This is a genomic window from Bradyrhizobium sp. LA6.8 (genome assembly GCF_040547935.1).
In the GTDB taxonomy this organism is placed as follows: Bacteria; Pseudomonadota; Alphaproteobacteria; order Rhizobiales; family Xanthobacteraceae; genus Bradyrhizobium; species Bradyrhizobium barranii.
The window spans coordinates 52,606-77,952 of the sequence record NZ_JBEPQQ010000010.1 but is presented as its reverse complement, the minus strand read 5'-3'; the positions used below and the strand labels follow the sequence as shown (position 1 = coordinate 77,952).

Here is a 25,347-nt window from a genome sequence, read left to right as displayed (position 1 = left end):
AGCAGGTCCTGTGCGGGCCGGCGCACACATGCGCGAAAAATCGGAAGGTTCAATTAACGAGTGTCCCTCATTGTACCGCGGTGCAGCGTGGGTGCCGAAAAGCGACTCGCGGCTGCCGGGGGTGGCCGTGACGATTGCCGGGGTCGTTCGTCCGCCCGAATTCACATGCACCTGGGTGGACAGTGGGAATGCCGAACTTTCGTTTGCGGATCAGGGGACGCCTGTACGCAGGCTTCATGGCCTTGGTGGCGGTTGGTCTCGTGATGGCGGTGGTCGCCATCTGGAATTTGCGGTCCGTGCAGGACCAGGTCGCAAAGGCTTCGGCGTTTTCGGACAGCACGGCGCGGGTCCTGGAGGTCTCGACCCATCTTCAGGCGATCCAGCGCGCCAATCTGCGCTACATCTACGACGCCAGCGAGCCCGCAATGAAGGAGGCCGCAGAGCGGGAGACCGCGGCGACCGAGCTGTTGAAGGTCGGGGCGCAGGGGACGCTCTCCGAGGAGCGGCGGAAGCTCTACAACGATCTGATCGCCGACATCGCAAAAATGCGAAGCCTGCGTGACAATCTCGGCGACGCCGTCAATGAGGCGCGGACCGGCAAGGCGACCCTGCTGCCGAGCGGTGACGAGCTGACTGTCAAGATGGGCAAGCTGGTCGATGTGGCGCGCGCAGCCGTCGACGAAGACACCGGGGCCCTCGTTGCGGACCTCGAATCCAGGCTCCTTCTCGTCCAGATCGCGAACTGGCGTTTCCTGGCCCTGCGCGACAGCAAGGGGCCCGCCAACTTCAGAACCAATGTGGACAGGGCGTCGCAGCGCCTCTCGGCGCTCGAAAAGAGTCCGCAGGCGACCGAACTGCGCACGACGCTCGCGCCGGTGAAGACCTCGCTCGGAATCTACAAATCCGCGTTCGAGACGACGTCGGCCGCGATGCTCCAGGCCGACGAGATCTACCACAAGAGCCTCGCGCCCCTCATCGTCGACAGCATCGCCAAGCTCAAGGTCGCGGAAGCCGCCTTAAAGAAGGACTACAAGGAGTCGCGCAGCCAGGCCGAAGCCGTGATTGACGGCACGACCACCGTGCAGGGGATCGCGGGCGGGCTCGCCACCCTGTTCGGATTGATCGTCGCCTTCCTGATCGCCCGCAGCATCGTCGGTCCCCTGACCTCGATGACGCGCGCAATGGGGCTGCTGGCCGGTGGCAATCTCGAGGTCGAGATTCCCGGGCGCGGCAAGGCCGACGAGATCGGCGACATGGCCAAGGCGATCGAGGTGTTCAAGACCAACATGATCGACACCGAACGGCTGCGCACGGAGCAGACCGAGACCGAGGCGCGGCAGGCGGAGAGCCGCAAGGCCGACATGGTCCGGCTCGCCGACCAGTTCGAGCAGGCGGTCGGCGAGATCGTCGACACCGTGTCGTCGGCATCGAACGAGCTGGAGGCTTCGGCCGGCACGCTGACGGCGACCGCGACGCGCGCGCAGAATCTGTCGACCGAGGTGGCCTCGGCGTCACAGGAGGCCACGGCCAATGTGCAGGCGGTGGCGTCCGCGACCGAGCAGCTGTCCTCCTCGGTCACCGAGATCGCCCGCCAGGTGCAGGAATCCGCCCGGATCGCCAACGAGGCCGTCGGGCAGGCAAGCAGGACCAATGAGCGCGTCGGCGAGCTGTCCAAGGCGGCCGCCCGCATCGGCGACGTGGTCGAGCTGATCAGCACGATTGCCGGCCAGACTAATCTGCTGGCACTGAACGCGACGATCGAGGCGGCACGTGCGGGCGAGGCCGGTCGCGGCTTTGCCGTGGTCGCCTCCGAGGTCAAGGCGCTGGCCGAGCAGACCGCGAAGGCCACGGGCGAGATCGCCCAGCAGGTCTCCGGCATCCAGGCCGCGACGGAGGAGTCGGTCGGCTCGATCCGGGAGATCAGCGGCACCATCGAGCGGCTGTCGGAGATCTCGTCGACGGTCGCGGCGGCCGTGGAAGAGCAGGGCGCCGCCACACAGGAAATCTCCCGCAACGTCCAGCAGGCCGCTCACGGCACGCAGCGCGTCTCGACCAATATCGGCGACGTGCAGCGCGGCGCCTCCGAGACCGGCTCGGCCTCCTCGCAGGTGCTCTCGGCGGCGCGCTCGCTGTCTTCAGACAGCAATCGGCTGAAGCAGGAAGTCGCAAAATTCCTGAGCTCGGTCCACGCCGCCTGAGCCGCAAACGCAAAAGGCCACGCGCATGCGCGTGGCCTCCAAAAGCTGCGTCGCGCGATCAGGCGACCTTCGTCGTCATGTGCTTGAACATGTTGGCGCGCGCCTCGTCGTCCATCTCGGCCTTGAAGGTGAACTTGTCCTTCAGGGCGATCGCACGCGCCGCCGCCGGCCGCGCCGAGATCTCGTCCACCAGCCGCTTCACGTTCGGGTAGCGCGCAAAGGCATCGTCGCCGAGCTTGAACGGCACCATCCGCGCCCAGCCCCACAGCGCCATGTCGACGATCGAATAGCTGTCGCCGACCATGTAGCTGCGGCCTTTGAGGTGAGCGTCCAGGATCTTGTAGTGGCGATCGGTCTCGTACTGGTAGCGGTTATGGGCGTAGTCGTGGTTCTGGTCCTTCGGCGCAAAATGCTTGAAGTGCACGGCCTGGCCCGAATACGGCCCGACGCCGGTGGCAATGAACATCAGCCATGACAGCGTCTCGCCGCGGACGTTGGCGGCGGGAAGGAACTTGCCGGTCTTCTCGGCGAGGTAGAGCAGGATGGCGTTCGAGTCGAACACGATGGTGCCGTTGTCGTCGATCGCCGGCACCTTGCCGTTCGGATTGATCTTCAGATAGTCCGACGCGAACTGCTCGCCCGTGCGGGTGTCGATCTTGACCGGCTCGAAGGCCAGGCCGGCCTCTTCGAGATAAAGCGCGACCTTGGTCGGGTTCGGCGATCCGTTGAAATAGAATTTGAGCATGTTTGTCTCCCCAATTCCCTTTTTAGAGAATGATTGCGGCGTCGCGGCCTTCTGTGCCTGAACATGGCCGGGGAGAGCAACCGGCGAGTTTGCCGGGCGGTGTCTGCGCGGTACGCAGATCAGCCAGCGTAACAAAGGCCGATCGCCGCCGTAATGGCGGTTCAAGTCCGGCTGAGCCGTTCCCGCAGGAATTCGATGAAGCGCTGCGTCTTGGCTGGCAGCAGGCGCGTCTCGGTGACTGCGTAGACGGTGACGGGCGAGCCCTGCCATTGCGGCATGATGCGACGCAGCCGGCCATCCGCCACTTCCTCGGCCACGATCTCTTGCGGCAGAAAGGCGATGCCCATGTCGAGCGTTGCGAGGCGGCGGATCAGTCCCACGTTGTTGAGCCGAAAACGGCCGCCGACGTCGGTCTGCTCCATCTGCGTGCCGCTGTGTAACGTCCACGCATTCACCTTCGTCATGCACAGGCATTGATGACGGGTGAGGTCCGCAGGTTCATGCGGCTCGCCGTTGATGTCGAGATAGCGCGGCGAGGCGTAGAGATATCCCGGCATACGGGCGAGCGGCCGCGCGATCATGTGGGATGGCTCTGATTCTCCGACGCGGATCGCCAGATCGAACGGCTCCAATACGAGATCGACACGTCGCGGCGTCAGGTCGAATTCGAAATCGATGTCGGGATATTGCCGCGCGAATTCGGCGATCAACGGTGCGAGGTAGGTGTTCGCGAAATCCACCGGCAGCGAGACGCGGAGCATGCCGCTCGGCTGCGCCAGCATCCCGTCCAGTTGCTCGTGCGCCAGGCGCGCCTCGTCCACAATGCGCTTGCAGCGCTCGAAGTAGATCTGGCCGGCTTCGGTCAATTCGATCTTGCGGGTCGTCCGGTTCAACAGGCGAAGCCCGATCTCCTTCTCCAACAGATCGATCCGGCGCGACAGCGTCGAATTGGGCATGTCGAGGGTCTTGGCGGCGCGACGGAAGCTACGGGCCTTCGCGACCTCCACGAACAGCGCCATATCGTTCAGCAACGCCATTTCATTATTCCATCAATGGATCAATCAGTTCCAATTTACGGCATTTATTCCATTGAGTGGAAGGTCCATCTGCCCTTTGCTGACATTGCAGGGCGAGCCATCCATGAAACGCGTAGAACTCGACAAGAACCTGAAGGTGAATCCGCCGGCGCTCGAAGGCCTCAGGCTCGCTGGATTGAATGTGGCGGTGATCGGCGGCACCGGCGGCATTGGCCGGGCGTTCAGCCGCCAATTGGCGGCCAAGGGGGCGCGTGTCCTCGTCGTCGGCCAGACATTCCGCGATCAGAACGTGCCGGGCATCGCATTCATGCAGGCCGATCTGAGCCTCATGCGGGAAGCCAGGCGGATCGGCCGTGAGCTTCCCGCCGAGACGCTCGATATCGTCGTCTTCACGACCGGCATCATGGCGGGGCCCAGGCGTGAGGTGACGGCGGAAGGCATCGAACGCGATCTTGCTGTCAGCTATCTGAGCCGCTTCGTCATCCTGAACGCGATCGCCTCTCGTCTTGGAAGGGACAGGGCCACGGCCACATTCAAGCCCCGGATATTCGTCATGGGATTTCCCGGGACGGAGCAGAGGGCCGATGTCGCCGATCTGAATTCGGAACGGAGCTACAAGCGGTTCGCGGCCCACTCGAACACCGTGGCGGGCAACGAAGTGCTCGTCCTCGAGGCCGCCAGGCGCTTTGCCGATGTCGATGTGTTCGGCCTCAATCCCGGCTTCGTGAAGACCGATATTCGCGCCAATCTGCTCGGGTCGCGTGCGCTCGTCTCGCTGATCAACTGGCTGACCAGCTTCATGATGGTCGAGCCGGACGCCTATGCCGAGCGACTGGTGCCGCTCCTGGTGTCGCCTGATCTCAACGGCCGCAGCGGTGTCATGTTCAACAACAAGGCTGAGGCGATCCTGCCGAGCCCTTCGTCTGCGGAGCGATCCTACGCGGCGGCGCTCATGGATGCCTCCGATCGATTGATCGCTCGTCTGGCGCCGTGAGGCCGCGCCTCGACGCTCAACTGGAATAGAGCAGGCCGACGACGGCGATGACGATCATCCCGGCGCCGACAGCGTCCAGCCGCATCGCGAGCCGCGTTGCGGCGTGCATGCTGGAGGCCCGCGTCTTGCGCTCCGATCCGCGCGCGTAGCCATGCACGATGACGTCGTGATTGAAATTGTCGTGGGCCTCGTTGCTGCTGGCCAGCCCGACGCAGACCACCAGCACGCCGAAGATGGCGAGGCCGAAAAAGCCGAGCAGGGCGATCAGGAACATCGGAAACATGCCGAGCAGGAAGATCGGCAACAGCGGCACCAGCAGCAATGTCTCGGACTGTCGTCGCATCGGAGCCGGACCGGTCAGGACGGGGCTGATCGGTGAAATCTAGTCCTGGCTGTGGCGGCATTCAAGGAGCCGTAGGGTGGGCAAAGGCGCGAAGCGCCGTGCCCACCGCGTCGCTTGCGGCATATTCCAAGGTGGTGGGCCCGCTTCGCTTTGCCCACCCTACGGGACCGCGGAGAAAACTACTCCGCCCCGATCCCCGCACGGATCTCGGCGCGGAACTCGTCGATCAGCTTGAGACCTTTCTTGGTCTCGACATGCCAGAAGGTCCAGCCGTTGCAGGCTTGCGCCCCTTGCGCCACCGCGCCGATGCGGTGGATCGAGCCGACCTTGTCGCCGAACATGATGGCGCCGTCGGCACGCACCAGCGCACCGAGCTTCTTCTTGGCGTCGAACAGCTTTGTGCCGGGCATGATCATGCCGCGCTCGATCAGCTCGGAGAACGCGACCCGCGGCGCTTCGCGCGCGGTCATGAACGGGGCGAGGCTTTCTTCCGGCAGCGGCTCGATCGCAGCGATGCGGGCTTCCGCCGCCTTGGCATAGGTCTTGTCGCGCTCGAAGCCGATATAGGAGCGGCCGAGACGCTTGGCGACAGCACCTGTGGTGCCGGTGCCGTTGAAGGGATCGATCACGAGATCGCCGGGCTTCGACGACGACAGCAGCACGCGCGCGAGCAGGCCTTCCGGCTTCTGCGTCGGATGCACTTTCTTGCCGTCGGCGCCCTTGAGGCGCTCCTCGCCGGTGCAGAGCGGGATCAGCCAGTCGGACCGTGCCTGCACGTCCTCGTTGGCGGCCTTCAGTGCCTCGTAGTTGAACGTGTAGCCCTTGGCCTTCTCGTCGCGCGCGGCCCAGATCATGGTCTCGTGCGCGTTGGTGAAGCGGCGGCCGCGGAAATTCGGCATCGGGTTCGACTTGCGCCAGACGATGTCGTTCAGGAGCCAGAAGCCGAGGTCCTGCATGATCGCGCCGACGCGGAAGATGTTGTGATAGGATCCGATCACCCAGATCGTCGCCGACGGCTTCATCGCGCGGCGGGCGGCAAGCAGCCAGGCGCGGGTGAAATCGTCATAGGCGGAGAACGAATCGAACTTGTCCCAGTCGTCGTTGACGGCATCGACATGGGATTCGTCGGGGCGCTTCAGATCGCCCTTGAGCTGGAGATTGTAGGGCGGATCGGCGAACACGAGGTCGACCGAACCGGCCTGAAGCTTCGACATCTCGGCGACGCAATCACCGAGGATGATGCTGTGCGAAGCGGACTCAAAATTTGTGCGGGGCGCCCTTGCAGACGCCCCGCGACGCGACACTACCATGACTCAAGAACTCTGACTCAGGCGACGCTGTCGGCGACGCGGGACCAAACAACCGACTGACCGTTACAATGGAGCGGCAAAGTAAAAATCGACTTAACCCGCCGCTTTCGTGAGCATCCCTCGCATCGCGCATGGCGCGCGTTTCGCTCTGCGCATTCGTCGTGTTTTCCAGTGTATTTCGTATTTCTTCGCGTTGCGGGAGCAGTCAGGTCGCCAAATTTCTCTCGGAAAAAATTGCACGACCCCGGAAAAAATTGCTGGCATCGGCATGCTGTCGCACTAGGCAATAATTGCCGAGCGGGATATTGATTAACGCATTGGAAATTTTACGTGTGTGGCGCGTTGAGCTTTCGCGCTTCTGCGCCCAAATGACGCCAATTGAGGACTGAGGGAAACCCGCCATGCGTTATGATGATTTCCGCCGCAGCGACGACATTGAGGATCGCCGCGACGGCGGTGGCGGCATGGGCGGCGGCGGAGGCGGGTTCGGCCTGCCGATGGGCGGCGGCGGTCTGGGCATCGGCACCATCATCGTGCTCGGCCTGGTCGGTTATGCCTTCGGCATCGATCCGCGCATCCTGATCGGCGGCGCCGAGATCCTCACCGGCGGCGGCCAGGCGCCTTCCTACCAGACCGATCGTCAGTCGACCTCCGCCAAGCGCGGCGCGCCGACCGACGAGATGGGCAGCATGATCTCCGGCATCCTTGGCGAGATCGACGACCGCTGGAGCGAAATCTTCCAGGCCAGCGGCCAGTCCTACACCGGTCCGAAGGTCGTGCTGTTCCGCAACGTCACCAATGGCGGCCGCTGCGGCCGGGCAGAGTCGGCGATGGGACCGTTTTATTGTCCGCCGGACCGCACCATCTTCCTCGACACCGGCTTCTTCCGCGAGGTCGAGACGCGCTTCCGCGGCTGCTCCGGCAAGTCCGCCTGCAACTTCACCACCGCCTACATCATCGCGCATGAAGCCGGCCATCACATCCAGAACCTGCTCGGCATCATTCCGCGCGTGACGCGGCTGCAGCAGCAGGCCGGGAGCAAGGCCGAGGCCAATGCGCTCCAGGTGAAGGTCGAATTGCAGGCCGACTGCCTGTCCGGCGTCTGGGTCAACCGCGAGGCGAAGAAGCGTCCGAATTTCCTCGAGCCCGGTGACATCGACGCCGCGCTGACCACGGCGAGTGCGATCGGCGACGATACGCTGCAACGCCAGGCCACGGGACGCGTCGTGCCCGATTCCTTCACGCACGGCTCGGCGGCGCAACGCAAGCAGTGGTTCATGACCGGCTACCAGCAAGGCACCGTCCAGGCCTGCAACACGTTCGGCAGCGGGTCGTAGTCGCCAGGACTTCGTGCCCCGGACGCAGCGCAGCGCTTCTTCAGCGATGCGCTGCAGAGCCGGGGCCCACAATGCCGGTCTCTCAGCTCTGGGTCCCGGCTCTGCGACGCACCGCCATAGCGCGTCGACGACGCGCGTAAACGCGCTTAGGGCGCTGCATCGCGTCCGGGACACGAGAGGAAGGACCGATGGTCTCCATCGACGAAACGAAACAATTCATCCCGCTCAACATCGCGGTGCTCACCGTGTCCGACACGCGCGCGCTCGCCGACGACAAGTCCGGCCAGACGCTGGGCGACCGCCTCACCGCGGCGGGCCATCACCTCGCCGCGCGCGAGATCGTCACCGACGACGTCGAGGCGATCCGCGCCGTCGTCCGCCGCTGGATTGCCGATGCCGGCATCGACGTCGTCATCACCACCGGCGGCACCGGTTTTACCGGGCGCGACGTCACGCCGGAGGCGATCGAGCCGCTGTTCGAGAAGCGCATGGACGGTTTCTCGATCGCCTTCCACATGCTCAGCCACGCCAAGATCGGGACGTCGACGATCCAGAGCCGCGCCACCGCCGGCGTCGCCGGCGCCACCTACATCTTCTGCCTGCCGGGCTCGCCCGGCGCCTGTCGCGATGGCTGGGATGGCATCCTCGCGGCCCAGCTCGACTACCGCACGCGTCCCTGCAATTTCGTCGAGATCATGCCGCGCCTGGACGAGCATCTGCGAAGAGCAAAGGCGCAGGGCGCGACGGTGTAGCGCGGACGCTGAGGCTCTTTTTCTTCCCTTCCCCCCTCACGTCCGCCGAAGCCTTGGCGAAGGCGGATGTGGGGGAAGGTGGCGCGAAGCGCCGGATGAGGGGTCTCCATCCACACGGAGTACTCGGAGACATACCCCTCACCCTAGTGAGTTCGTATCTACTGGCGTCGCTGCCCTCTCCCGCAAGGGGCGAGGGCGCAATCATGCGCATCGCGTCAGCTGCGCCAGTGATAGCGACTAGCTCTTCCGCCGTAGCGAGCTCCACACCACGCGCCACATAGTCCGGCGCGCCTCCACGTGCAGCCGTCGTGCGCGGCGCTTGTAGAGATCGACCAGCTCTCCCGTGATGAGCGCGTGCTGCCGCATCAGAGATCGCGCTCCCAGGTTTCGCCGGTGAGGTTCTGGCCAAAGCTGCGATGCGGCTCGGTGGCGGTCAGCTTGAAGCCGGCATCCTGATAGATTTTTCGCGCGGCGACCAAATTGCTCTGCGTCCACAGCGTCATCCGCCGATAGCCGCAGGCGCGCGCGAAAGAGACGCATTCGGCGACCAGCCGTTGGCCTAGCCCCTGTCCGCGTGCGGCCGGATCGAGCAGCAACAGGCGCAGCTTGGCGACGTCGTCGCTGGCCTTGACCAGAAATACCGAGCCGACCGGCCGGCCCTCGATGTCGGCGATCCAGCAGCGCTCGCGCGAGGCATCATAGGAGGTCATGTATTTCGCGACGATCTCGGCCACCAGCGCCTCGAAGCCGGAGTCGAAACCGTATTCGCTGGCATAGAGCGCGCCGTGGCTCTGCACCACCCAGCCCATGTCGCCGGGCCGGGGCTCGCGCAGGGTCGCGCGCGGGGATGGCCTGCGCGGCATGGCGAGCAGCCGCTCGATCGTCTCCATCGCGCCGGTGAGCTTGCTGCGCTCCTCATCCGGCAGCGGCCGCAGCATCGCGGCGACGTCGTCCTGGGACGAGCGTTCGAGCTTGGCGAACGCCTGGCGGCCCTTCGTGGTCAGGCTCAACTGAACCTGCCGGCGGTCGCTCGGAAGCGGCTTGCGCGCGATCAGGCCGCTCTCGTCGAAATTCTGCACGATGCGGCTGAGATAGCCGGCGTCGAGCCCGAGCGCGATGCCGATCTCCTTGGCCGACTGCTCGCCACCATGGGCCAGCTCGTAGAGCACGCGCGCCTCGCTCAGCGAGAACGGGCTCATCAGGAGCTGCTGGTCGAGCACGCCGAGCTTCTGGGTGTAGAAGCGGTTGAAGGCGCGAACCGCCTGGACCTGGTCGTCAGCGACCTGTTCGGTCGAAGCGGGGCCGGATGGCGAAGGGCTGGATGACGAAAGGGCAGATGGCATGGGTCACCTCGATACTTGCCATTGTCAAACAATTATTTGACTTTGGCAAGTATTAGATCAGTGACCTCAGCCGACCATGACGATCCGGCTGCGCAGCATGGTCCGGGACGAGCGGCCGAGCCGCCGGAGCAGCCGCGCCTCGGAACGGCGGGCCTGGGGCGGGTAGCCACCGATCCGGTCGTAATGATCGCGCGCGATCAAGAGTCCCTGATCGCCGAGGGGGCCGACCAGTTTGCGCACCACGGCCCAGAGGACGTCGCGAAACCCGGTATCGGCATAAGGCGACCGTGTGTAGCGGAACACCGCCGCGCGATCCCTGCCGCTGGTCGAGACAGCCTGGATGAACTGGGTGGTTTCCTCGATCCAGCCGGTCTCCAGCACGGCGCCGGCCGGGAGGAACATCAGCCAGGGCGAACGGGCCTGGAGCGCACCGGCGGCGAGCGCCGCGCCCTGCGAAGAACCCTCGAAGCCGATGAAACGGCAGCCTGCGACGTCGGCGACGCGCTCGATGACACCGTTGCGGGTGCCATCGACCAGCAGGACTTCCTTGATGATTCCCGCAGCGGCACCGGGTACCAGCGCGGCCAGAGTTGCGACCGCCGTCTGCTCGACGCCTTCGGTCGGTATGATGACGCTCAGCATGATTGAGGCTTCGATGTCTGCACTTCGGGAGAAGCGTAGCTTGTTATGAATGTGTCATAAACACGCGGCGTCGCCGAGTGCAACTTTTCGCCGGTGTTCCGGCATGCGATGGTAAATCGCCGCCGGTCTATCGCAGCCGAATATGTCGTGCGCGGGGTGGCCCTGTTGCCGAATGTTTCCGCGAATGTCGTTTCCGTGAGCTTCAAACGGGGGCTTTCTCTGCCGATATGATCGGGGCGAGGACGGCACGTTCCGCAAGGCTGCACCGGCAGTCTGACACAATCCTTGCGACGGGAAAAACGTGCAACGCTCGCCGCGCAAAGTGAGATAGTCCAGTGAACGCCGATCAACTTCCCGTTGGCACCACGCCAACACCGCCGAAGCCGGAGGCCGCGCCGACCCTGCGGATCCGCGCCGTGATGCTGGGCGAACGCATCAATCCGTCCGGGCTCGAGCTTGGCGCACCTGTCTCCTCGACGCCTGCTGCCTTCCGCGTCCATGCCGGGCTCGTCGTGATCTTCCGCTACGGCGTCGTGGTGCTGATCGGCCTCCTCCCTTCGGAGGAGAAGGTGCTGATCGACAGCCTGAAACCGCGGGTGACCGGCGAGTTCAGCCCTTTTGAAGAGGAGATCGCACAGGCGCAGCTCTGCAAGGATGAGAACGCCGAGGCGATCCAGCCCGGCGGGCCGATCTGCCTCGCCAAATTCTCCGACGATCGGCTGCTGATCGTTGCGGACGCGCTCGCCAAGAGCACCTCGCTCGCCCGCGACGAGCGCCGCGTCGCCGCGGTTTTCGACGTGATCGAGCCCTTTGCGCGGGCGCTCGCCGAGCAGGGCCGCACCCCGCCCCGGCGCAAGAACATCCTGCAACTGATCGGCAATGCGCTTCTGGTCCAGCAGCGCGTCGCCGGCCGTGTCGCGGTGGCCGAGAAACCGGACGTGCTCTGGGAGAAGCCCGAGCTCGACCGCCTCTATGCCCGTCTCGAAGACGAGTACGAATTGAAGGAGCGCCTCGACACGCTCGAGCGCAAGCTCACCGCGGTCTCGGAAACCGCCAACGCGCTGACCGACATCATCGACACCCAGCGCTCGCTGCGTCTCGAAATCGCAGTCGTGGTGCTGATCGTGATCGAGGTCGTGATCGGGTGCATCCAGATCCTGTCGGGCACGCATTAGATCGGCCTGAGATCGGCCTGCACGCCACTGTGCGGGCGGGGAACCGTCGTTCATGTAGATGAACGTTGATCCAAATCAAAGGCACGAAGCTCCAGCGCACGAGACTTCGATCGGACCCGCGGTCAACGCGATGTGCAGCTGTCCGCGGCTTCCTCCCTCGAAGAAGGAGTACGCTGATGTTGCGTCAAGCTCTCATCGCTTCGGCAGCCGCAGCTATGCTGCTTGTCGCCTTCACTCCCGATGACGCATCTGCCCGCGGCGGTCGCGGCGGCGCCATGCGCGCAGGAGGTTTCCACGGCGGTGCCGTGCGGGCAGGAGGCTACCGCGGGGGCGCGGTCGCGGCGCGTGGATATCGGGGCGGTGCTGTCGCCGTGCGCGGCGGGCGTTACGGCTATCGGGGCGCTTATGCAGGGTATCGCGGATATCGTTACGGCGTCGGTGCGGCGGCAGTGGGGGCCGCGGCGATCGGCGCAGCTGCGACGGGGGCCTACTACCGCAGCGGCTGCGGCTATGACGCTTACGGAAACTATGTTTGCCCGGGCGGGTACTCTCCGTACTGAGCGGAGCGACGTAGTTGGCCCATGGTGCTTGAAGCGCTGGCGAAATCGTTTGCTTTGCGCACCATGGTCCTTTCGACAGTGGCGCAGCAGCGCTGCGACAAGTCATGGCCCGACAAGTCATGGCCCGCTGAAATTCTCCCACGGGGGAGAAGGGAAAGATGCAGCGGTCGACCGGGCTTTCATTTCGCTCGCAGCACAGCCGCGCAATGCCGAGCGATCGTCAGCTCCTCATTCGTCGGAATGACGAACACATTGACGGTGCTGCCACTGCTGCTGATCCGCTCGCGTGCCGCGTCATTCACACCCGCGTCAATATGCACGCCGAGCCACCCGAGCCGCTCACCAATCGCGGTGCGGATTTCCTTCGCATGCTCGCCGATGCCGCCGGTGAAGACCAGACAGTCCAGCCCGCCCAGCGTGGTCGCCATCACCGCGACCTGCTGCGCCGCACGGAAGGTGAAGAGCTCGACCGCCTGCCGCGCCGCAGCCTCACGGCTCGCCAGCAGCGTGCGCATGTCGGCAGAGATGCCGGAGACGCCGAGCAGGCCTGACTCGTGATAGAGCAGGTGCTGGACATCCTCGACCGACATCCTCTCGTGCTGTTGCAGATAGAGCAGCACGCCGGGATCGATGGTGCCGCTCCGGGTGCCCATCACGAGGCCATCGAGCGGCGTCAGCCCCATCGTGGTGTCGACGCTGCGGCCATCGCGCAACGCGCACAGGCTGGCGCCATTGCCGAGATGCGCGATGACGGTGCGCTTGGCAACGAACTGCGGCGCGATTTTCGCGAGGCGCCCCGCGACATATTCGAACGAGAGGCCGTGAAAGCCGTAGCGCCGGATACCGCGCTCTTCATAGCGCCGCGGGATGGCGAAGCGGCTCGCGGGTGGCGCCATGCTGTGATGAAAGGCGGTGTCGAAACATGCGAACTGTGCCAGGTCGGGCTTTATTGCCCTGATGGTGCGGACTGGTTCAAGGCACCGCGGCTGGTGCAGCGGCGCCAGTGGCGTCAGTGCGTCCAGCTTTGCGTAGACGTCATCAGTCAGCTCGACCGGGCCCGAATAATCCGGCCCGCCATGAACGATGCGGTGACCGACGGCGCGCAGGCGGTGGTCGGCAAAACGCTCCTCGATGAAGCCGAGCACCTCCGCGAACAGATGAGCGCTGTCCGCATCGGATGCTTCCCTCTGCGTCTCGAACAGGTCTCCGCCCGCAGGGCTTTTCACCACGAGCCGCGGCTTCGCCTCATGCTCGTCGAGCAGGCCCTTGCACAGCAGGGCAGGCTCGTCCGCCGCGATGTCGAACAGGCCGAACTTGATGCTCGACGAGCCCGAGTTGAGGACGAGGACCGACGCCGTCATGACGTCAACCCGTCTTGCCCGGCCAGACCCAGTCGCGGATTTCAGGCATGTCCTCGCCGTGTTCGCGCACATAGTGCGAATGTTCGATCAGTCTGTCGCGGAACTGCTGTTGCACCTGCGCGGCCCTGGTCGCCAGACCCGGCACGCGCGCGATCGCCTCGATCGCGAGGTGATAGCGGTCGAGCCCGTTGAGCACGACCATGTCGAACGGCGTCGTCGTGGTGCCTTCCTCGGCAAAGCCGCGCACATGCATTCCGGCATGGTTGGTGCGGTTATAGGTGAGACGGTGGATGAGATAGGGATAGCCGTGATAGGCGAAGATCACCGGCTTGTCTGGTGTGAACAGGCTGTCGAAGTCGCGGTCGGACAGGCCGTGCGGGTGCTGGTCTTTCGGCTGCAGCGTCATGAGGTCGACGACGTTGACGACGCGGATCTTCAGGTCGGGCAGCGCCTTGCGCAGCAGATCGACGGCGGCGAGCGTCTCCAATGTCGGCACGTCGCCGGCGCAGGCCATCACGACGTCGGGCTCGCCATCCGCATCCTCCGTGCCGGCCCAGGTCCAGATGCCGATGCCGGCATCACAATGCGTGGCGGCGTCCTGCATCGACAGCCATTGCGGCGCCGGCTGCTTGCCGGCGACGATGACGTTGATGCGGTCATAGGTGCGCAGGCAGTGATCGGCGATCCACAACAGCGTGTTGGCGTCGGGCGGGAAGTAGATGCGGACGATGTCGGCCTTCTTGTTGGCGACGAGATCGACGAAGCCGGGATCCTGATGGCTGAATCCGTTATGGTCCTGCCGCCAGACATGCGAGGTCAGGAGATAGTTCAGCGAGGCGATCGGTCGCCGCCAGGGCAGATGTCGCGTCACCTTCAGCCATTTGGCGTGCTGGTTGAACATGGAATCGACGATGTGGATGAAGGCCTCGTAGCAGGAGAACAAGCCGTGCCGTCCCGTGAGCAGATAGCCCTCGAGCCAGCCCTGGCAGAGATGCTCGCTCAAAACCTCCATCACGCGTCCGTCCTGGGCGAGATGCACGTCGTAAGGCTCCGTCGGCTCCATCCAGACCCGTTCGGTCGCCTCGAACACGGCGTCGAGCCGGTTTGACGCGGTCTCGTCCGGACCCATGATGCGGAAGTTGCGCGCCTCGGCGTTGAGGCGGATGACATCCCGCAAAAATTTGCCGAGCTCACGCGTCGCTTCGCCGGTGACGCCGCCCGGCTGCGGCACGTCCAGGGCAAAACTGCGGAAGTCCGGCAGCTTCAGTTCCTTCTTCAACAGCCCGCCATTGGCGTGCGGATTGGCGCCCATGCGCCTGTTACCATCGGGCGCCAGCGCCTGGAGTTCGGGAACGAGCGCACCATTTGCGTCGAACAGCTTTTGGGGCTCGTAGCTGCGCATCCAGTCTTCGAGGATTTTCAGATGCGCCGGGTTCTCGCGACAGCCCGCAACGGGAACCTGATGTGCGCGCCAAAAGCCCTCGACCTTCTTGCCGTCGACCTCCTTCGGGCCGGTCCAGCCCTTCGGGCTGCGCAGCACGATCATCGGCCAACGCGGCCGCTCGACGCTTTTACGGCCGTCGCGGGCATGCTGCTGGATCGAGCGGATGCTGGCGAGCGCGACGTCGAGCGCGTCCGCCATGGCCTGGTGCATCAATTCGGGATCGTCACCCTCGACGAACAGCGGCTCGTGGCCGAACCCGCGGAACAGGTCGCCGATCTCCGCGTCGCGCATCCGTCCGAGCACGGTCGGGTTCGCGATCTTGTAGCCGTTGAGATGCAGGATCGGCAGCACGGCGCCGTCATGGGCGGGATTGAGGAACTTGTTCGAGTGCCAGGACGCCGCGAGCGGGCCGGATTCGGCCTCGCCATCGCCGACGACGCAGGCGACGACCAGGTCGGGATTGTCGAATGCGGCGCCATAGGCGTGCACCAGCGCGTAGCCGAGCTCGCCGCCTTCGTGGATCGAGCCCGGCGTTTCCGGCGCCGCGTGGCTCGGAATGCCGCCGGGGAAGGAGAACTGCCTGAAAAGTTTTCGCAATCCGTCCGTATCGCGCGCGACGTCAGGATAGATTTCGCTGTAGCTGCCTTCGAGATAGGTGTTGGCCACCATGCCCGGGCCGCCATGGCCGGGACCGCAGATATAGAGCACGCTGACATCGAGCGCGCGGATGACGCGGTTGAGATGGGCGTAGATGAAGTTCAAACCGGGCGTCGTGCCCCAATGGCCGAGCAAACGCGGCTTGATGTGTTCCGGCCGCAACGGCTCGCGCAGCAGCGGATTGTCGAGCAGATAGATTTGCCCGACGGAGAGGTAGTTCGCGGCGCGCCAATAGCGATCGAGCAGATCGAGGTCGCTGCTCCCTGAGGCCGATTGTCGTTGATTTGTCATGTTCCTGCTGACCTTCACCCAGCGATCGTCACCAACTTTGTTCCGGTGCGATTGATCCCTGTCCGGCATCGAACCGGATCGCCGGGCCGGATGTGTTGCGTGAGGTCAAAGGACCGCGCCCGAAATTTGGGCGGCTACTGTGCATGGGGTTGTTTTTCAGTTTTTTGTTTGTGTTCTTGATTTGTTCCTTTGGCGTGCTATCTTGGCTTCATGAGTCCAGCATCCTCTCATGCTCTCAAGCACCCGCCGGTCACGGCGCCCTCCGAGCCGGCGGGTGCGGACTCTGATTTTCCCGAACTGGCGGTCGCCATTGACAAACAGCGCAGGCGAGGGCGGGGCGCCCAGTCCAATGCCAGCGGCCGCTTCGAGGCCGAGGCCCGCGTCGCCTTCGACGATGGCTGGCAGAGCCTGGAGGAGCTGCCGCCGTTCAAGACCACCGTCGGCGTCGATACCTCGCGCAAGGTGATCACCCGCAACGAATCCCCCGATATCGGCTTCGACCGCTCGATCAATCCTTATCGCGGCTGCGAGCACGGCTGCGTCTATTGTTTCGCGCGGCCGACGCATGCCTATCTCGGCCTGTCGCCGGGGCTCGACTTCGAGTCAAAGCTGTTTGCCAAGCCAGATGCGCCGGCGCTGCTCGAGAAGGAGCTGGCCGCGACCGGCTACGAGCCGCGGATGATCGCGATCGGGACCAACACCGATCCGTATCAGCCGATCGAGCGCGAGCGCAAAATCATGCGCGGCATTCTCGAAGTGCTGGAGCGCGCCGGCCATCCCGTCGGCATCGTCACCAAGTCGGCGCTGGTCGTGCGCGACATCGACATTCTCGCGCGGATGGCTAAGCGCAACCTCGCCAAGGTCGCGATCTCGGTCACCTCGCTCGATCCAAAGCTCGCGCGCACCATGGAGCCGCGCGCGGCGACGCCGCCGAAGCGGCTGGAGGCGCTGAAGCAGCTTTCGGAGGCCGGCATTCCGACCACCGTGATGGTCGCGCCGGTGATCCCCGCGCTGAACGATTCCGAGATCGAGCGCATCCTCGATGCCGCCGCCCATGCCGGCGTCAAGGAAGCCTCCTATGTGCTGCTGCGGCTGCCGCAGGAGGTGCGTGATCTCTTCCGCGAATGGCTGATGGCCAATTATCCGGACCGCTACCGCCACGTCTTCACCCTGATCCGCGATATGCGCGGCGGCCGCGATTACGACGCGAAATGGGGCGAGCGGATGAAGGGCACCGGACCGATGGCCTGGACCATCGGCCGCCGCTTCGAGATCGCCTGCGACAGGCTTGGGCTGAACAAGCGACGCTCCAAGCTGACGACGGATCACTTTGCGAGGCCGAAGCGGAACGGCGATCAGCTCAGCCTGTTCTGATCGGGAAGTGGAAGAGGCGTAGCATGAGTAAGGAACTGCCACCCCCGGTGCCGCGGCTCACCGTCATCACGCTGGGTGTGAGCGACATTCGTGCCAGCATCGCCTTCTATGACGCGCTCGGCTTCGCGCGTCGGCTGAAGGCGACCGGCGAGGCGGTTGCGTTCTACGATACCGGTGGTCCGGTACTGGCCCTGTTTCACTGGGACAAACTCGCGGCCGACGCCAAGTTGCCGGACAATCCGAGGCCCGCGACCTTCCGCGGCATGACGCTCGCCTGGAACTGCGCCACGCGCGGCGAGGTCGATGCGGTTCTGGCCTTCGCCGTCGGCAAGGGCGCGGCGCTGCTGAAAGCGGCGCATGAGACCGACTACGGCGGTTATTCCGGCTATTTCGCCGACCCCGACGGCCATCCCTGGGAAGTCGTGGTCGCGCCCGGCATCGAGGTCGGTGAGGACCGGCGGGTGCATCTGGCCGAGTAGGCGGCTGGTCTGAATAACGGGAATTGTCCGGGGTTCCCGGTTGCGCCGGCCGGACCGCTTGCGCACGATCCCGGCCATGATTCGAGATAAGTCCGCCAGGAAGCCAGTCAAAGAGACGCCAAAGAAGGCCGCGCCCGCCAAGGCGAGCTTCCGCCGCGAGCGCGCGCTGATCAAGCGCGGTGTCTGGCCGATCGCGGGTTGCGACGAGGCCGGTCGCGGGCCGCTGGCTGGTCCCGTGGTCGCGGCCGCCGTGATTCTCGATCCCGACCGCATTCCCCGCGGCATCGACGATTCCAAGCGCTTGACGGCCGAGGAACGGGAAAGACTGTTCGACAAGATCTGCGCCACCGCGCAGGTCTCGGTCGCCGTCGCCTCGCGCTCCCGGATCGACCGCGACAACATCCTGCGTGCCTCGCTGTGGGCGCTGAAGCGCGCCGTGGTGGCGCTGCCCGACGCGCCGCGTCATGTGTTTGTCGACGGCCGCGATCGGCTCGACACCGCCTGCGACTGCGAGGCCGTGATCGGCGGCGACGGCATCGTCCTGTCGATCGCCGCAGCCTCGATCATCGCCAAGGTGACGCGCGACCGGCTGATGTGCGCGCTGGCGCAGGACTGCCCCGGCTATGGCTTCGAGCAGCACAAGGGCTATGCTGTTCCCGAGCACCTCGACGCGCTCGACCGCCTCGGTCCCACCGTCCACCACCGCAGCTTCTTCGCCCCCGTCGCCGCCGCACGGGCCAAGCACATGCCCTGGACCGTCGAGCCGGTGCGGGACTTGTTTGAGGTGACCGAGATGGACGCGCAGGTGGAAGCAAGCGTTGAAATTGATGCGTCAGCAGGCTTGTAGGGCAGACGGTCGTTGCCACAACGCGCAGCGCCCTTTATCAAAACAGATGTGAGCGAATAGGGCCGGCTGGACGGGTTGGCTGCATCTTTCGGACGTTGCATGCGGTTTACCTCCCTGGTCATCGAGCTCATTCGCGCCCGGCCGCGGCTGATCGTGTGGATCGCCGTGCTGCTCCAGGCCGCGATGTGGCTGTTCGTGGCGCTTGTGTTCTATCGCAGCCCGCCCGGCACGCTCGCGACCCTGCTCGCGTTCGGCCGCGAGTACCAGGTCGGTACCGATCTGGGCCCGCCCTTGCCGGTCTGGCTCGCCGACATCGCCTATCGCGCCGCCGGCGGCCACATGTTCGGCGTCTATGTCCTCGCCCAGCTCTGCGAGGTCGCGACCTTCATCGCGCTCTATCATCTCTCCCGCGCCGTGGTCGGCTCACAGCAGGCGGTGCTCGCTGTGCTGCTGACCATGACCGTGCTGGCCTTCTCCTCGCCGGCGCTCGACTTTGGCCCGCTGGTGCTGGCGCGGCCGCTCTGGGCGCTGCTGCTGCTGCATTCCTGGCAGATCATCGGCCAGCGCCGCGGCAATGCCTGGTTTGCCTGGTCGATCGAGGCGGGCCTCCTGCTGCTGACGACGCCCGCGGCGATCTTTCTTCTCCTCCTGCTCGTCGTCTTCGCGATCTCGACCGCCGGCGGACGCCGGACGCTGCGCGCGCTCGATCCGCTGTTCGCGCTGATCGTCGTCGCCGTGCTGGCGCTGCCCTATGCGGTCTGGCTGATGCGCGCCGAGACGCTTGTCATGCCGACCCTGCCTGAAGTCGCCGCGCTGAACGCCCGCGCGCTGCACGCGGCCTGGCTGCTCGGCGGGCTCGTGCTTGGCGCGGCGGCGATCCCGGCGCTGACGTTTCTCAATAGCGGCCTGTTCGTCGCCAAGGGCGAGGAAGCGCCGATCATCTACCGGCCGCCGGTCGAGCCGCTCGCGCACAACTTCGTCTATTTCTTCGCGCTGGCGCCTGCGCTCGGCGCGGTCCTGATCTCCGGTGTGCTCGGGCTCGATGCCGTTGTCGGCGGTGCCGGCGTCGTGCTGGTCATGTCGGGACTTGCCGTGGTCGTGACGGCCGGCGACCTCATCGCGATGCGCCGCGCGCGCGTGCTGCGGACGGTGTGGGCTGCCGCCGTCCTGGCGCCCGCAGCCGGCGTCGTGCTCGCCGTGCTGTTCCTGCCCTTGACCGGCGCCAACGAGATTGCGACCTCGATGCCGGCGCGCGCGATTTCGGACTTCTTTGACGAGAGCTTTGCCCGCCGCACCAATCATCGCCTGCGCGCGGTCGCCGGCGAGACCCAGCTTGCGAGCCTGATCACGCTGCATTCCGGCCGGCCGCATCTCTTCATCGATGCCCAGCCCGCGCGCACGCCGTGGATCAATCAGGCCAAATTCAGCGAGACCGGCGGCGTCGTGGTCTGGCGCGCCTCCGACACCGCCGGCACCCCGCCGCCGGAAATCCTCGCGCGCTTTCCCGGCATCGTTCCGGAAGTGCCGCGCGCGTTCGAATGGCTGGTGACCGGCCGCCAGCAGCTCTTGCGCATCGGCTGGGCCATCGTGCGGCCGAAGGGGACGTAAGTCGGGAATCGTAGGGTGGGCAAAGCGAAGCGTGCCCACCACGCATCCATGATCGCGGAGAGAGACGGTGGGCACGGCGCTTTGCGCCTTTGCCCACCCTACGACAGCTCGCTATCCCGCCATCACCTTCGCGATCGCGCGCAGATCCTGCCACGCCAGCCGCTTGTACGATGGCGAGCGCAAGAGATAGGCCGGATGGAAGGTCGGCAGCGCGCGGATGGTGCGCCCTCCCGTCTCGTAGTCGAACCAGCGGCCGCGGGTGCGCATGATGCCTTCGCGCGTCGACAGCAGCGTCTGCGTCGAGGGATTGCCGAGCGTCACCAGCACGTCAGGATTCACCAGCTCGATCTGGCGCTGGATGAACGGCAGACAGATTTGCGTCTCCTGCGGTGTCGGCGTGCGGTTGCCGGGCGGCCGCCAGGGAATCACGTTGGCGATGTAGGCGGTGGTGCGGTTGAGGCCTATAGCGCCTATCATCAGATCGAGCAGCTTGCCGCTGCGCCCGACGAAGGGCAGCCCCTCGATGTCCTCGTCGCGGCCCGGCGCCTCGCCGACGAACATGATGCGCGCCTGCGGATTGCCGTCGGCGAACACCAGCCGCGTCGCGGTATGCTTCAGCGCGCAGCCTTCAAAATTCTGCATCAGCTCGCGCAGTGCCTCGAGCGTCGGCGCGGTACGCGCGGCCTCGCGCGCGGAGGCGATCGCAATGTCCGGCGCAGGTGCGGCCTCGCCGCGCATCACCGCGGGCGCGGCAACAGGCCGTGGTGCCTCGACCGGAGGTGCGGCGCGCGGGGCCGGCGGCGGAGCATCCAATTCCGCCAGGCGGTCGACAGGTTCCTCCGCGAGCGCGCAATCGACCCCGGCCTCCAGATAGAAGGCGAGAAGCTCTCGGACGGTGGGTGCGGGTTCGGGGATCATTTGGAAAGTCAGACTTTTACTATATCAGTTTGGGGTGCCTTGCATCCCAGTGGAACGCATTTCCGTGGTTGTCCTACCCGGAAAAATCGGAAACAAGGGGGCGCAAATGACGAGGAACCGTCTCAAGGGCTGAGATCAGATGAGCACCGAAGAACTTCCCCCGCGCGAATCCATGGAATTCGACGTCGTCATCGTCGGCGCCGGCCCCTCTGGCCTGGCGGCTGCGATCCGGCTGAAGCAGCTCAACGCCGATCTCAACGTCGTCGTGGTGGAGAAGGGCTCCGAGGTCGGTGCGCACATTCTCTCCGGCGCCGTGATCGATCCGGCCGGGCTCGACAAGCTGATCCCGGACTGGCGCGAGGATTCCGACTGTCCGCTGAAGACGCAGGTGAAGGACGACCGCTTCTACTGGATGACGGGAGGCGGCGCGATCAAGCTGCCGAACTTCATCATGCCGCCGCTGATGGACAATCATCACTGCTATATCGGCTCGCTCGGCAACGTCTGCCGCTGGCTGGCGCGCAAGGCGGAGGCGCTTGGCGTCGAGATCTATCCGGGCTTTGCCGCAGCCGAGGTGCTCTATGACGAGCAGGGCGCGGTGAAGGGCATCGCCACCGGCGACATGGGCATCGGCCGCGATGGCAAGCCGAAGGACTCCTTTACCCGTGGCATGGAATTGCTCGGCAAGTACACCCTGTTCGCCGAAGGCGCGCGCGGCAGCCTGACCAAGCAGCTGATCGCGAAGTTCGCACTCGATGCCAACAGCGAGCCGCCGAAGTTCGGCATCGGCCTGAAGGAAGTCTGGCAGATCGATCCCGCCAAGCACCAGAAGGGTATGATCCAGCATTCCTTCGGCTGGCCGCTCGACCTGAAGACCGGCGGCGGCTCGTTCCTCTATCACTACGACGACAATCTCGTCGCCGTCGGCTTCGTCGTGCATCTCAACTACGACGATCCGTATCTGTCGCCATTCGACGAGTTCCAGCGCTTCAAGACCCATCCCTCGATCCGCGGTACCTTCGAAGGCGCCAAGCGGCTCGCCTATGGCGCGCGCGCCATCACCGAAGGCGGCTATCAGTCGGTGCCGAAGCTGAGCTTCCCCGGCGGCGCGCTGGTCGGCTGCGCGGCGGGCTTCGTCAACGTGCCCCGCATCAAGGGCGTGCACAATGCGATGGGCACCGGCATGCTCGCCGCAGAGCATGTCGCGGCGGCCCTTGCTGCCGATCGCGCCAATGACGAGATCGTCGACTACGAGAACGCCTGGCGGTCCTCGGCGGTCGGCAAGGATCTGTTCCTGGTCCGCAACGTCAAGCCGCTATGGTCGAAGTTCGGCACCGTGCTCGGCGTCGCGCTCGGCGGCTTCGACATGTGGTGCAACACGCTGTTCGGTGGCTCGCTGTTCGGCACGCAGTCGCATGCGAAGCCCGATCGCGCCACCCTCGATCCGGCGAAGAGCCACGCGCCGAAGAACTACCCGAAGCCGGACGGCAAGATCTCGTTCGACAAGCTCTCGTCGGTGTTCCTGTCCAACACCAATCATGAGGAGGACCAGCCGGTCCATCTCAAGGTCGCCGACATGAACCTGCAGAAGACCTCGGAGCACGACGTCTTCGCCGGTCCCTCGAATCGCTATTGCCCGGCCGGGGTCTATGAGTGGGTCGAGGAAGGCGCGAGCCCGCGCTTCCAGATCAATGCCCAGAACTGCGTCCACTGCAAAACCTGCGACGTGAAGGACCCCAACGGCAACATCACCTGGGTTCCCCCGGAGGGCGGCGGCGGTCCGAACTACGAGGCCATGTAAGCTAGGCCATGTAAGCCGGGATCATTGGACCAAAGCGATCAAGCCGGGGCCAATGTGACGTGCCCCCGGCATTGTGACGCACGTTCGCGTGAGAACCGGCCCGGGGTAGCGGTCCGCGGCCACGATAAGGCCATACTGGCAGCGTCTTGGGGCGTAGTCGGCCGATTTGGGGCGTGCTGAGGGGATCGCATGCCCGAATCCTTGCGGTGAAGCGCCAAAAGCGGCATTGTCGGCCCGACGGTTCCGGGTCCCCATGCCACCGGCCGCGTTCGCATGCGATACGGCCTACTGCTGCAAACCCAGGCACTACAACTCAAGGCGAGCCCCTGATGTTCTCAAATCGTTTCAACCGCTGGACTGTTGCCGCCATCGCCCTCATGGGCACAGCGATCGCGACGGTCCCCGGCGCGGTCCTGGCGCAGACGCCGGACCATCCGTCCGACACGGCGGCGCAATTCCCGACCCGGAACGATCTGAAGTCGCTGACGACCTCCGGCAGCTATCTCGCTGCCCGCCACGCCAGCGTCGAGCGCGATGCGGCCTCGGCCGCCGCCTTCTACCGCTCGGCGCTCCGCACCGATCCCAAGAACAACGAACTGCTCGATCGCGCCTTCATCTCGTCGGTTGCCGACGGTGACATCGACGAGGCGGTCAAGCTCGCCGAGCGCGTCCTGACCATCGACAAGACCAACCGCGTCGCGCGTCTCGTCGTCGGGGTGCACGATCTCAAGATGAAGAAATATGCGACCGCGCAAACCAACATCAACCAGTCGATCCGCGGTCCGATCACCGATCTCGTCGCCACGCTGCTGTCCGGCTGGGCCGCCTATGGTGCGGGCGATGCCAAGGGCGGCGTCGCCACCATCGACAAGCTCGCCGGTCCGGAATGGTATCCGCTGTTCAAGGACCTCCATGCCGGCATGATCCTCGAGCTCTCCGGCAAGGAGAAGGACGCCGGCGTCCGCTTCGAGCGCGCCTACAAGCTCGATGATTCCATGCTGCGCGTCACCGAGGCCTATGCGCGCTGGCTGTCGCGCAACAAGGATTCCGCGGCCGCGACCACCGTCTACCTGGCTTTCGACAAGAAGCTCGCCCGCCATCCGCTGATCGTGGAGGGCCTGCGCGACACCAAGGCCGGCAAGAAGATGCCGCCGCTGGCCGACTCCGCGCAAGCCGGTGCCGCCGAAGCGCTCTACGGCATCGGCGCCACGCTGACCCGCCGCGGCGGCGAGGATCTGGCGCTGGTCTATCTCCAGCTCGCGCTCTATCTCCAGCCGACCCATCCGCTGGCGCTGCTCTCGCTCGCCGATCTCTATGAATCGGTGAAGCGGCCGCAGATGGCGATCAAGGTTTATGAGCGGGTGCCCGCGACCTCGCCGTTGAAGCGCAACGCGCAGATCCAGCTCGCCATCGATCTGGATTCCGCCGACCGCACCGACGAGGCGATCAAGATCCTCAAGGGCGTCACATCGGACGATTCCAAGGATCTCGAAGCCATCATGGCGCTCGGCAACATCGAGCGCGGTCGCAAGAAGTTCGGCGATTGCGGCGCGACCTATTCGCGGGGCATCGACGTGCTGCCGGCCGGCAACGACAAGGCCAACAGCGTCTGGTATTATTATCGCGGCATTTGCGAGGAGCGCTCCAAGGAGTGGAGCAAGGCCGAAGCCGACATGAAGAAGGCGCTCGAGCTCCAGCCCGACCAGCCGCATGTCCTCAACTATCTCGGCTATTCCTGGATCGACCAGGGCGTGAATCTCGACGAAGGCATGAAGATGATCAAGCGTGCCGTCGAGCAGCGTCCCGACGACGGCTACATCGTCGACTCCCTCGGCTGGGCCTATTACCGCATCGGCAATTACGAAGAGGCGGTGAAAAACCTCGAGCGCGCGATCGACCTCAAGCCCGAGGATCCCACCATCAACGATCACCTCGGCGATGCCTATTGGCGCGTCGGCCGTACGCTGGAAGCGAAATTCCAGTGGGCCCATGCCCGCGATCTCAAGCCCGAGCCGGAGGAGCTTCCGAAGATCGAGGCCAAGATCGCCAACGGTATGACCGACGATTCGAACTCTTCGGCCGCGCAGGCGGACAAGAAGAAGGACGACGGCAAGGGCGGCTAAGAGTGCGT

General features: G+C 65.1%; 22 protein-coding genes. 12 read left to right on the top strand and 10 right to left on the bottom strand.

Annotated features, from left to right (window positions below):
- The first annotated feature begins 188 nt into the window (after positions 1 to 188).
- Positions 189 to 2,198, top strand: coding sequence for a HAMP domain-containing methyl-accepting chemotaxis protein (locus tag ABIA90_RS36510; RefSeq protein ID WP_354120999.1), 2,010 nt, complete (start codon positions 189 to 191; stop codon positions 2,196 to 2,198).
- A 58-nt stretch (positions 2,199 to 2,256) separates the two neighbouring features.
- On the opposite strand, the gene ABIA90_RS36505 is transcribed toward ABIA90_RS36510, so the two are convergent.
- Together ABIA90_RS36505 and ABIA90_RS36500 are read right to left on the bottom strand one after the other, a co-directional pair.
- Positions 2,257 to 2,943, bottom strand: a complete 687-nt coding sequence (locus ABIA90_RS36505; protein WP_354120998.1) for a glutathione S-transferase family protein — start codon at positions 2,941 to 2,943, stop codon at positions 2,257 to 2,259.
- 161 nt (positions 2,944 to 3,104) lie between these two features.
- Positions 3,105 to 3,980: a LysR family transcriptional regulator gene (locus ABIA90_RS36500; RefSeq protein ID WP_354120997.1), complete on the bottom strand. Its 876-nt coding sequence runs from the start codon at positions 3,978 to 3,980 to the stop codon at positions 3,105 to 3,107.
- Between the two features lie 103 nt (positions 3,981 to 4,083).
- Here ABIA90_RS36500 and ABIA90_RS36495 point away from each other — a divergent pair, with 103 nt between their 5' ends.
- Positions 4,084 to 4,974, top strand: a complete 891-nt coding sequence (locus ABIA90_RS36495) for an SDR family NAD(P)-dependent oxidoreductase (RefSeq protein WP_166085767.1) — start codon at positions 4,084 to 4,086, stop codon at positions 4,972 to 4,974.
- Between the two features lie 16 nt (positions 4,975 to 4,990).
- On the opposite strand, the gene ABIA90_RS36490 is transcribed toward ABIA90_RS36495, so the two are convergent.
- The gene (locus ABIA90_RS36490; RefSeq protein WP_028150730.1) at positions 4,991 to 5,317 is read right to left on the bottom strand and encodes a hypothetical protein; all 327 of its coding nucleotides are present in this window, start codon (positions 5,315 to 5,317) and stop codon (positions 4,991 to 4,993) included.
- 179 nt (positions 5,318 to 5,496) lie between these two features.
- Positions 5,497 to 6,627, bottom strand: a complete 1,131-nt coding sequence (locus ABIA90_RS36485; RefSeq protein WP_354120996.1) for a site-specific DNA-methyltransferase — start codon at positions 6,625 to 6,627, stop codon at positions 5,497 to 5,499.
- Positions 6,628 to 7,028: 401 nt separating this feature from the next.
- On the opposite strand from ABIA90_RS36485, the gene ypfJ reads away from it, so the two are divergent.
- Both ypfJ and moaB read left to right on the top strand, forming a co-directional pair.
- Complete coding sequence (ypfJ, locus tag ABIA90_RS36480) at positions 7,029 to 7,964, top strand: KPN_02809 family neutral zinc metallopeptidase (protein ID WP_354120995.1); 936 nt, start codon at positions 7,029 to 7,031, stop codon at positions 7,962 to 7,964.
- Positions 7,965 to 8,152: 188 nt separating this feature from the next.
- Entirely contained in the window at positions 8,153 to 8,716 is a 564-nt protein-coding gene (gene moaB, locus ABIA90_RS36475; protein ID WP_354120994.1) for a molybdenum cofactor biosynthesis protein B, read from the top strand.
- A gap of 237 nt (positions 8,717 to 8,953) precedes the next feature.
- On the opposite strand, the gene ABIA90_RS36470 is transcribed toward moaB, so the two are convergent.
- The 3 genes from ABIA90_RS36470 to ABIA90_RS36460 all read right to left on the bottom strand — a co-directional run bounded on the left by ABIA90_RS36470 (position 8,954) and on the right by ABIA90_RS36460 (position 10,701).
- On the bottom strand, positions 8,954 to 9,082 hold the full coding sequence (locus tag ABIA90_RS36470; protein WP_354120993.1) for a hypothetical protein: 129 nt from the start codon (positions 9,080 to 9,082) through the stop codon (positions 8,954 to 8,956).
- On the bottom strand, positions 9,082 to 10,059 hold the full coding sequence (locus ABIA90_RS36465; protein ID WP_354120992.1) for a bifunctional helix-turn-helix transcriptional regulator/GNAT family N-acetyltransferase: 978 nt from the start codon (positions 10,057 to 10,059) through the stop codon (positions 9,082 to 9,084). The genes ABIA90_RS36470 and ABIA90_RS36465 overlap by 1 nt, the downstream gene beginning before the upstream one ends.
- Positions 10,060 to 10,125: 66 nt before the next feature.
- On the bottom strand, positions 10,126 to 10,701 hold the full coding sequence (locus ABIA90_RS36460; RefSeq protein ID WP_231144353.1) for a glycosyltransferase family protein: 576 nt from the start codon (positions 10,699 to 10,701) through the stop codon (positions 10,126 to 10,128).
- A gap of 335 nt (positions 10,702 to 11,036) precedes the next feature.
- Between ABIA90_RS36460 and ABIA90_RS36455 the strand changes: the two genes are divergently transcribed.
- On the top strand, positions 11,037 to 11,876 hold the full coding sequence (locus tag ABIA90_RS36455) for an RMD1 family protein (protein WP_354120991.1): 840 nt from the start codon (positions 11,037 to 11,039) through the stop codon (positions 11,874 to 11,876).
- A 176-nt stretch (positions 11,877 to 12,052) separates the two neighbouring features.
- Positions 12,053 to 12,436 (top strand): hypothetical protein, encoded by a 384-nt coding sequence (locus ABIA90_RS36450; RefSeq protein ID WP_071916148.1) that lies wholly within the window; start codon positions 12,053 to 12,055, stop codon positions 12,434 to 12,436.
- A 179-nt stretch (positions 12,437 to 12,615) separates the two neighbouring features.
- Here ABIA90_RS36450 and ABIA90_RS36445 read toward each other — a convergent pair whose 3' ends face one another.
- Complete coding sequence (locus ABIA90_RS36445) at positions 12,616 to 13,797, bottom strand: acetate/propionate family kinase (RefSeq protein ID WP_354120990.1); 1,182 nt, start codon at positions 13,795 to 13,797, stop codon at positions 12,616 to 12,618.
- Positions 13,798 to 13,801: 4 nt separating this feature from the next.
- Complete coding sequence (locus tag ABIA90_RS36440; protein WP_354120989.1) at positions 13,802 to 16,189, bottom strand: phosphoketolase family protein; 2,388 nt, start codon at positions 16,187 to 16,189, stop codon at positions 13,802 to 13,804.
- A 210-nt stretch (positions 16,190 to 16,399) separates the two neighbouring features.
- Here ABIA90_RS36440 and ABIA90_RS36435 point away from each other — a divergent pair, with 210 nt between their 5' ends.
- From ABIA90_RS36435 to ABIA90_RS36420, 4 genes are all read left to right on the top strand, one after another.
- Positions 16,400 to 17,563 carry a PA0069 family radical SAM protein gene (locus ABIA90_RS36435; RefSeq protein WP_354120988.1) on the top strand — a complete coding sequence of 388 codons (1,164 nt, stop codon included), beginning with the start codon at positions 16,400 to 16,402 and terminating at the stop codon, positions 17,561 to 17,563.
- Positions 17,564 to 17,586: 23 nt separating this feature from the next.
- Entirely contained in the window at positions 17,587 to 18,042 is a 456-nt protein-coding gene (locus ABIA90_RS36430; RefSeq protein ID WP_354120987.1) for a VOC family protein, read from the top strand.
- A gap of 76 nt (positions 18,043 to 18,118) precedes the next feature.
- On the top strand, positions 18,119 to 18,889 hold the full coding sequence (gene rnhB, locus ABIA90_RS36425; protein ID WP_354120986.1) for a ribonuclease HII: 771 nt from the start codon (positions 18,119 to 18,121) through the stop codon (positions 18,887 to 18,889).
- A 99-nt stretch (positions 18,890 to 18,988) separates the two neighbouring features.
- Positions 18,989 to 20,497 (top strand): glycosyltransferase family 39 protein, encoded by a 1,509-nt coding sequence (locus tag ABIA90_RS36420; RefSeq protein ID WP_354120985.1) that lies wholly within the window; start codon positions 18,989 to 18,991, stop codon positions 20,495 to 20,497.
- A gap of 111 nt (positions 20,498 to 20,608) precedes the next feature.
- Here the strand turns inward: ABIA90_RS36420 and ABIA90_RS36415 are convergent, their stop codons facing one another.
- Positions 20,609 to 21,415, bottom strand: a complete 807-nt coding sequence (locus tag ABIA90_RS36415) for a uracil-DNA glycosylase (RefSeq protein ID WP_247314283.1) — start codon at positions 21,413 to 21,415, stop codon at positions 20,609 to 20,611.
- A gap of 139 nt (positions 21,416 to 21,554) precedes the next feature.
- Here ABIA90_RS36415 and ABIA90_RS36410 point away from each other — a divergent pair, with 139 nt between their 5' ends.
- Together ABIA90_RS36410 and ABIA90_RS36405 are read left to right on the top strand one after the other, a co-directional pair.
- Positions 21,555 to 23,216, top strand: a complete 1,662-nt coding sequence (locus ABIA90_RS36410; protein WP_354120984.1) for an electron transfer flavoprotein-ubiquinone oxidoreductase — start codon at positions 21,555 to 21,557, stop codon at positions 23,214 to 23,216.
- Positions 23,217 to 23,545: 329 nt separating this feature from the next.
- Positions 23,546 to 25,339 carry a tetratricopeptide repeat protein gene (locus tag ABIA90_RS36405; protein ID WP_094184200.1) on the top strand — a complete coding sequence of 598 codons (1,794 nt, stop codon included), beginning with the start codon at positions 23,546 to 23,548 and terminating at the stop codon, positions 25,337 to 25,339.
- Positions 25,340 to 25,347: the final 8 nt, after the last annotated feature.

Bases quoted from the DNA above. Each gene is read 5' to 3' on its own strand.
- ABIA90_RS36510 (WP_354120999.1), top strand. From the start codon at position 189: ATGCCGAACTTTCGTTTGCGGATCAGGGGACGCCTGTACGCAGGCTTC.
- ABIA90_RS36505 (WP_354120998.1), bottom strand. From the start codon at position 2,943: ATGCTCAAATTCTATTTCAACGGATCGCCGAACCCGACCAAGGTCGCG.
- ABIA90_RS36500 (WP_354120997.1), bottom strand. From the start codon at position 3,980: ATGGCGTTGCTGAACGATATGGCGCTGTTCGTGGAGGTCGCGAAGGCC.
- ABIA90_RS36495 (WP_166085767.1), top strand. From the start codon at position 4,084: ATGAAACGCGTAGAACTCGACAAGAACCTGAAGGTGAATCCGCCGGCG.
- ABIA90_RS36490 (WP_028150730.1), bottom strand. From the start codon at position 5,317: ATGCGACGACAGTCCGAGACATTGCTGCTGGTGCCGCTGTTGCCGATC.
- ABIA90_RS36485 (WP_354120996.1), bottom strand. From the start codon at position 6,627: ATGGTAGTGTCGCGTCGCGGGGCGTCTGCAAGGGCGCCCCGCACAAAT.
- ypfJ (WP_354120995.1), top strand. From the start codon at position 7,029: ATGCGTTATGATGATTTCCGCCGCAGCGACGACATTGAGGATCGCCGC.
- moaB (WP_354120994.1), top strand. From the start codon at position 8,153: ATGGTCTCCATCGACGAAACGAAACAATTCATCCCGCTCAACATCGCG.
- ABIA90_RS36470 (WP_354120993.1), bottom strand. From the start codon at position 9,082: ATGCGGCAGCACGCGCTCATCACGGGAGAGCTGGTCGATCTCTACAAG.
- ABIA90_RS36465 (WP_354120992.1), bottom strand. From the start codon at position 10,059: ATGCCATCTGCCCTTTCGTCATCCAGCCCTTCGCCATCCGGCCCCGCT.
- ABIA90_RS36460 (WP_231144353.1), bottom strand. From the start codon at position 10,701: ATGCTGAGCGTCATCATACCGACCGAAGGCGTCGAGCAGACGGCGGTC.
- ABIA90_RS36450 (WP_071916148.1), top strand. From the start codon at position 12,053: ATGTTGCGTCAAGCTCTCATCGCTTCGGCAGCCGCAGCTATGCTGCTT.
- ABIA90_RS36445 (WP_354120990.1), bottom strand. From the start codon at position 13,797: ATGACGGCGTCGGTCCTCGTCCTCAACTCGGGCTCGTCGAGCATCAAG.
- ABIA90_RS36440 (WP_354120989.1), bottom strand. From the start codon at position 16,189: ATGACAAATCAACGACAATCGGCCTCAGGGAGCAGCGACCTCGATCTG.
- ABIA90_RS36435 (WP_354120988.1), top strand. From the start codon at position 16,400: ATGAGTCCAGCATCCTCTCATGCTCTCAAGCACCCGCCGGTCACGGCG.
- ABIA90_RS36430 (WP_354120987.1), top strand. From the start codon at position 17,587: ATGAGTAAGGAACTGCCACCCCCGGTGCCGCGGCTCACCGTCATCACG.
- rnhB (WP_354120986.1), top strand. From the start codon at position 18,119: ATGATTCGAGATAAGTCCGCCAGGAAGCCAGTCAAAGAGACGCCAAAG.
- ABIA90_RS36420 (WP_354120985.1), top strand. From the start codon at position 18,989: ATGCGGTTTACCTCCCTGGTCATCGAGCTCATTCGCGCCCGGCCGCGG.
- ABIA90_RS36415 (WP_247314283.1), bottom strand. From the start codon at position 21,415: ATGATCCCCGAACCCGCACCCACCGTCCGAGAGCTTCTCGCCTTCTAT.
- ABIA90_RS36410 (WP_354120984.1), top strand. From the start codon at position 21,555: ATGAGCACCGAAGAACTTCCCCCGCGCGAATCCATGGAATTCGACGTC.
- ABIA90_RS36405 (WP_094184200.1), top strand. From the start codon at position 23,546: ATGTTCTCAAATCGTTTCAACCGCTGGACTGTTGCCGCCATCGCCCTC.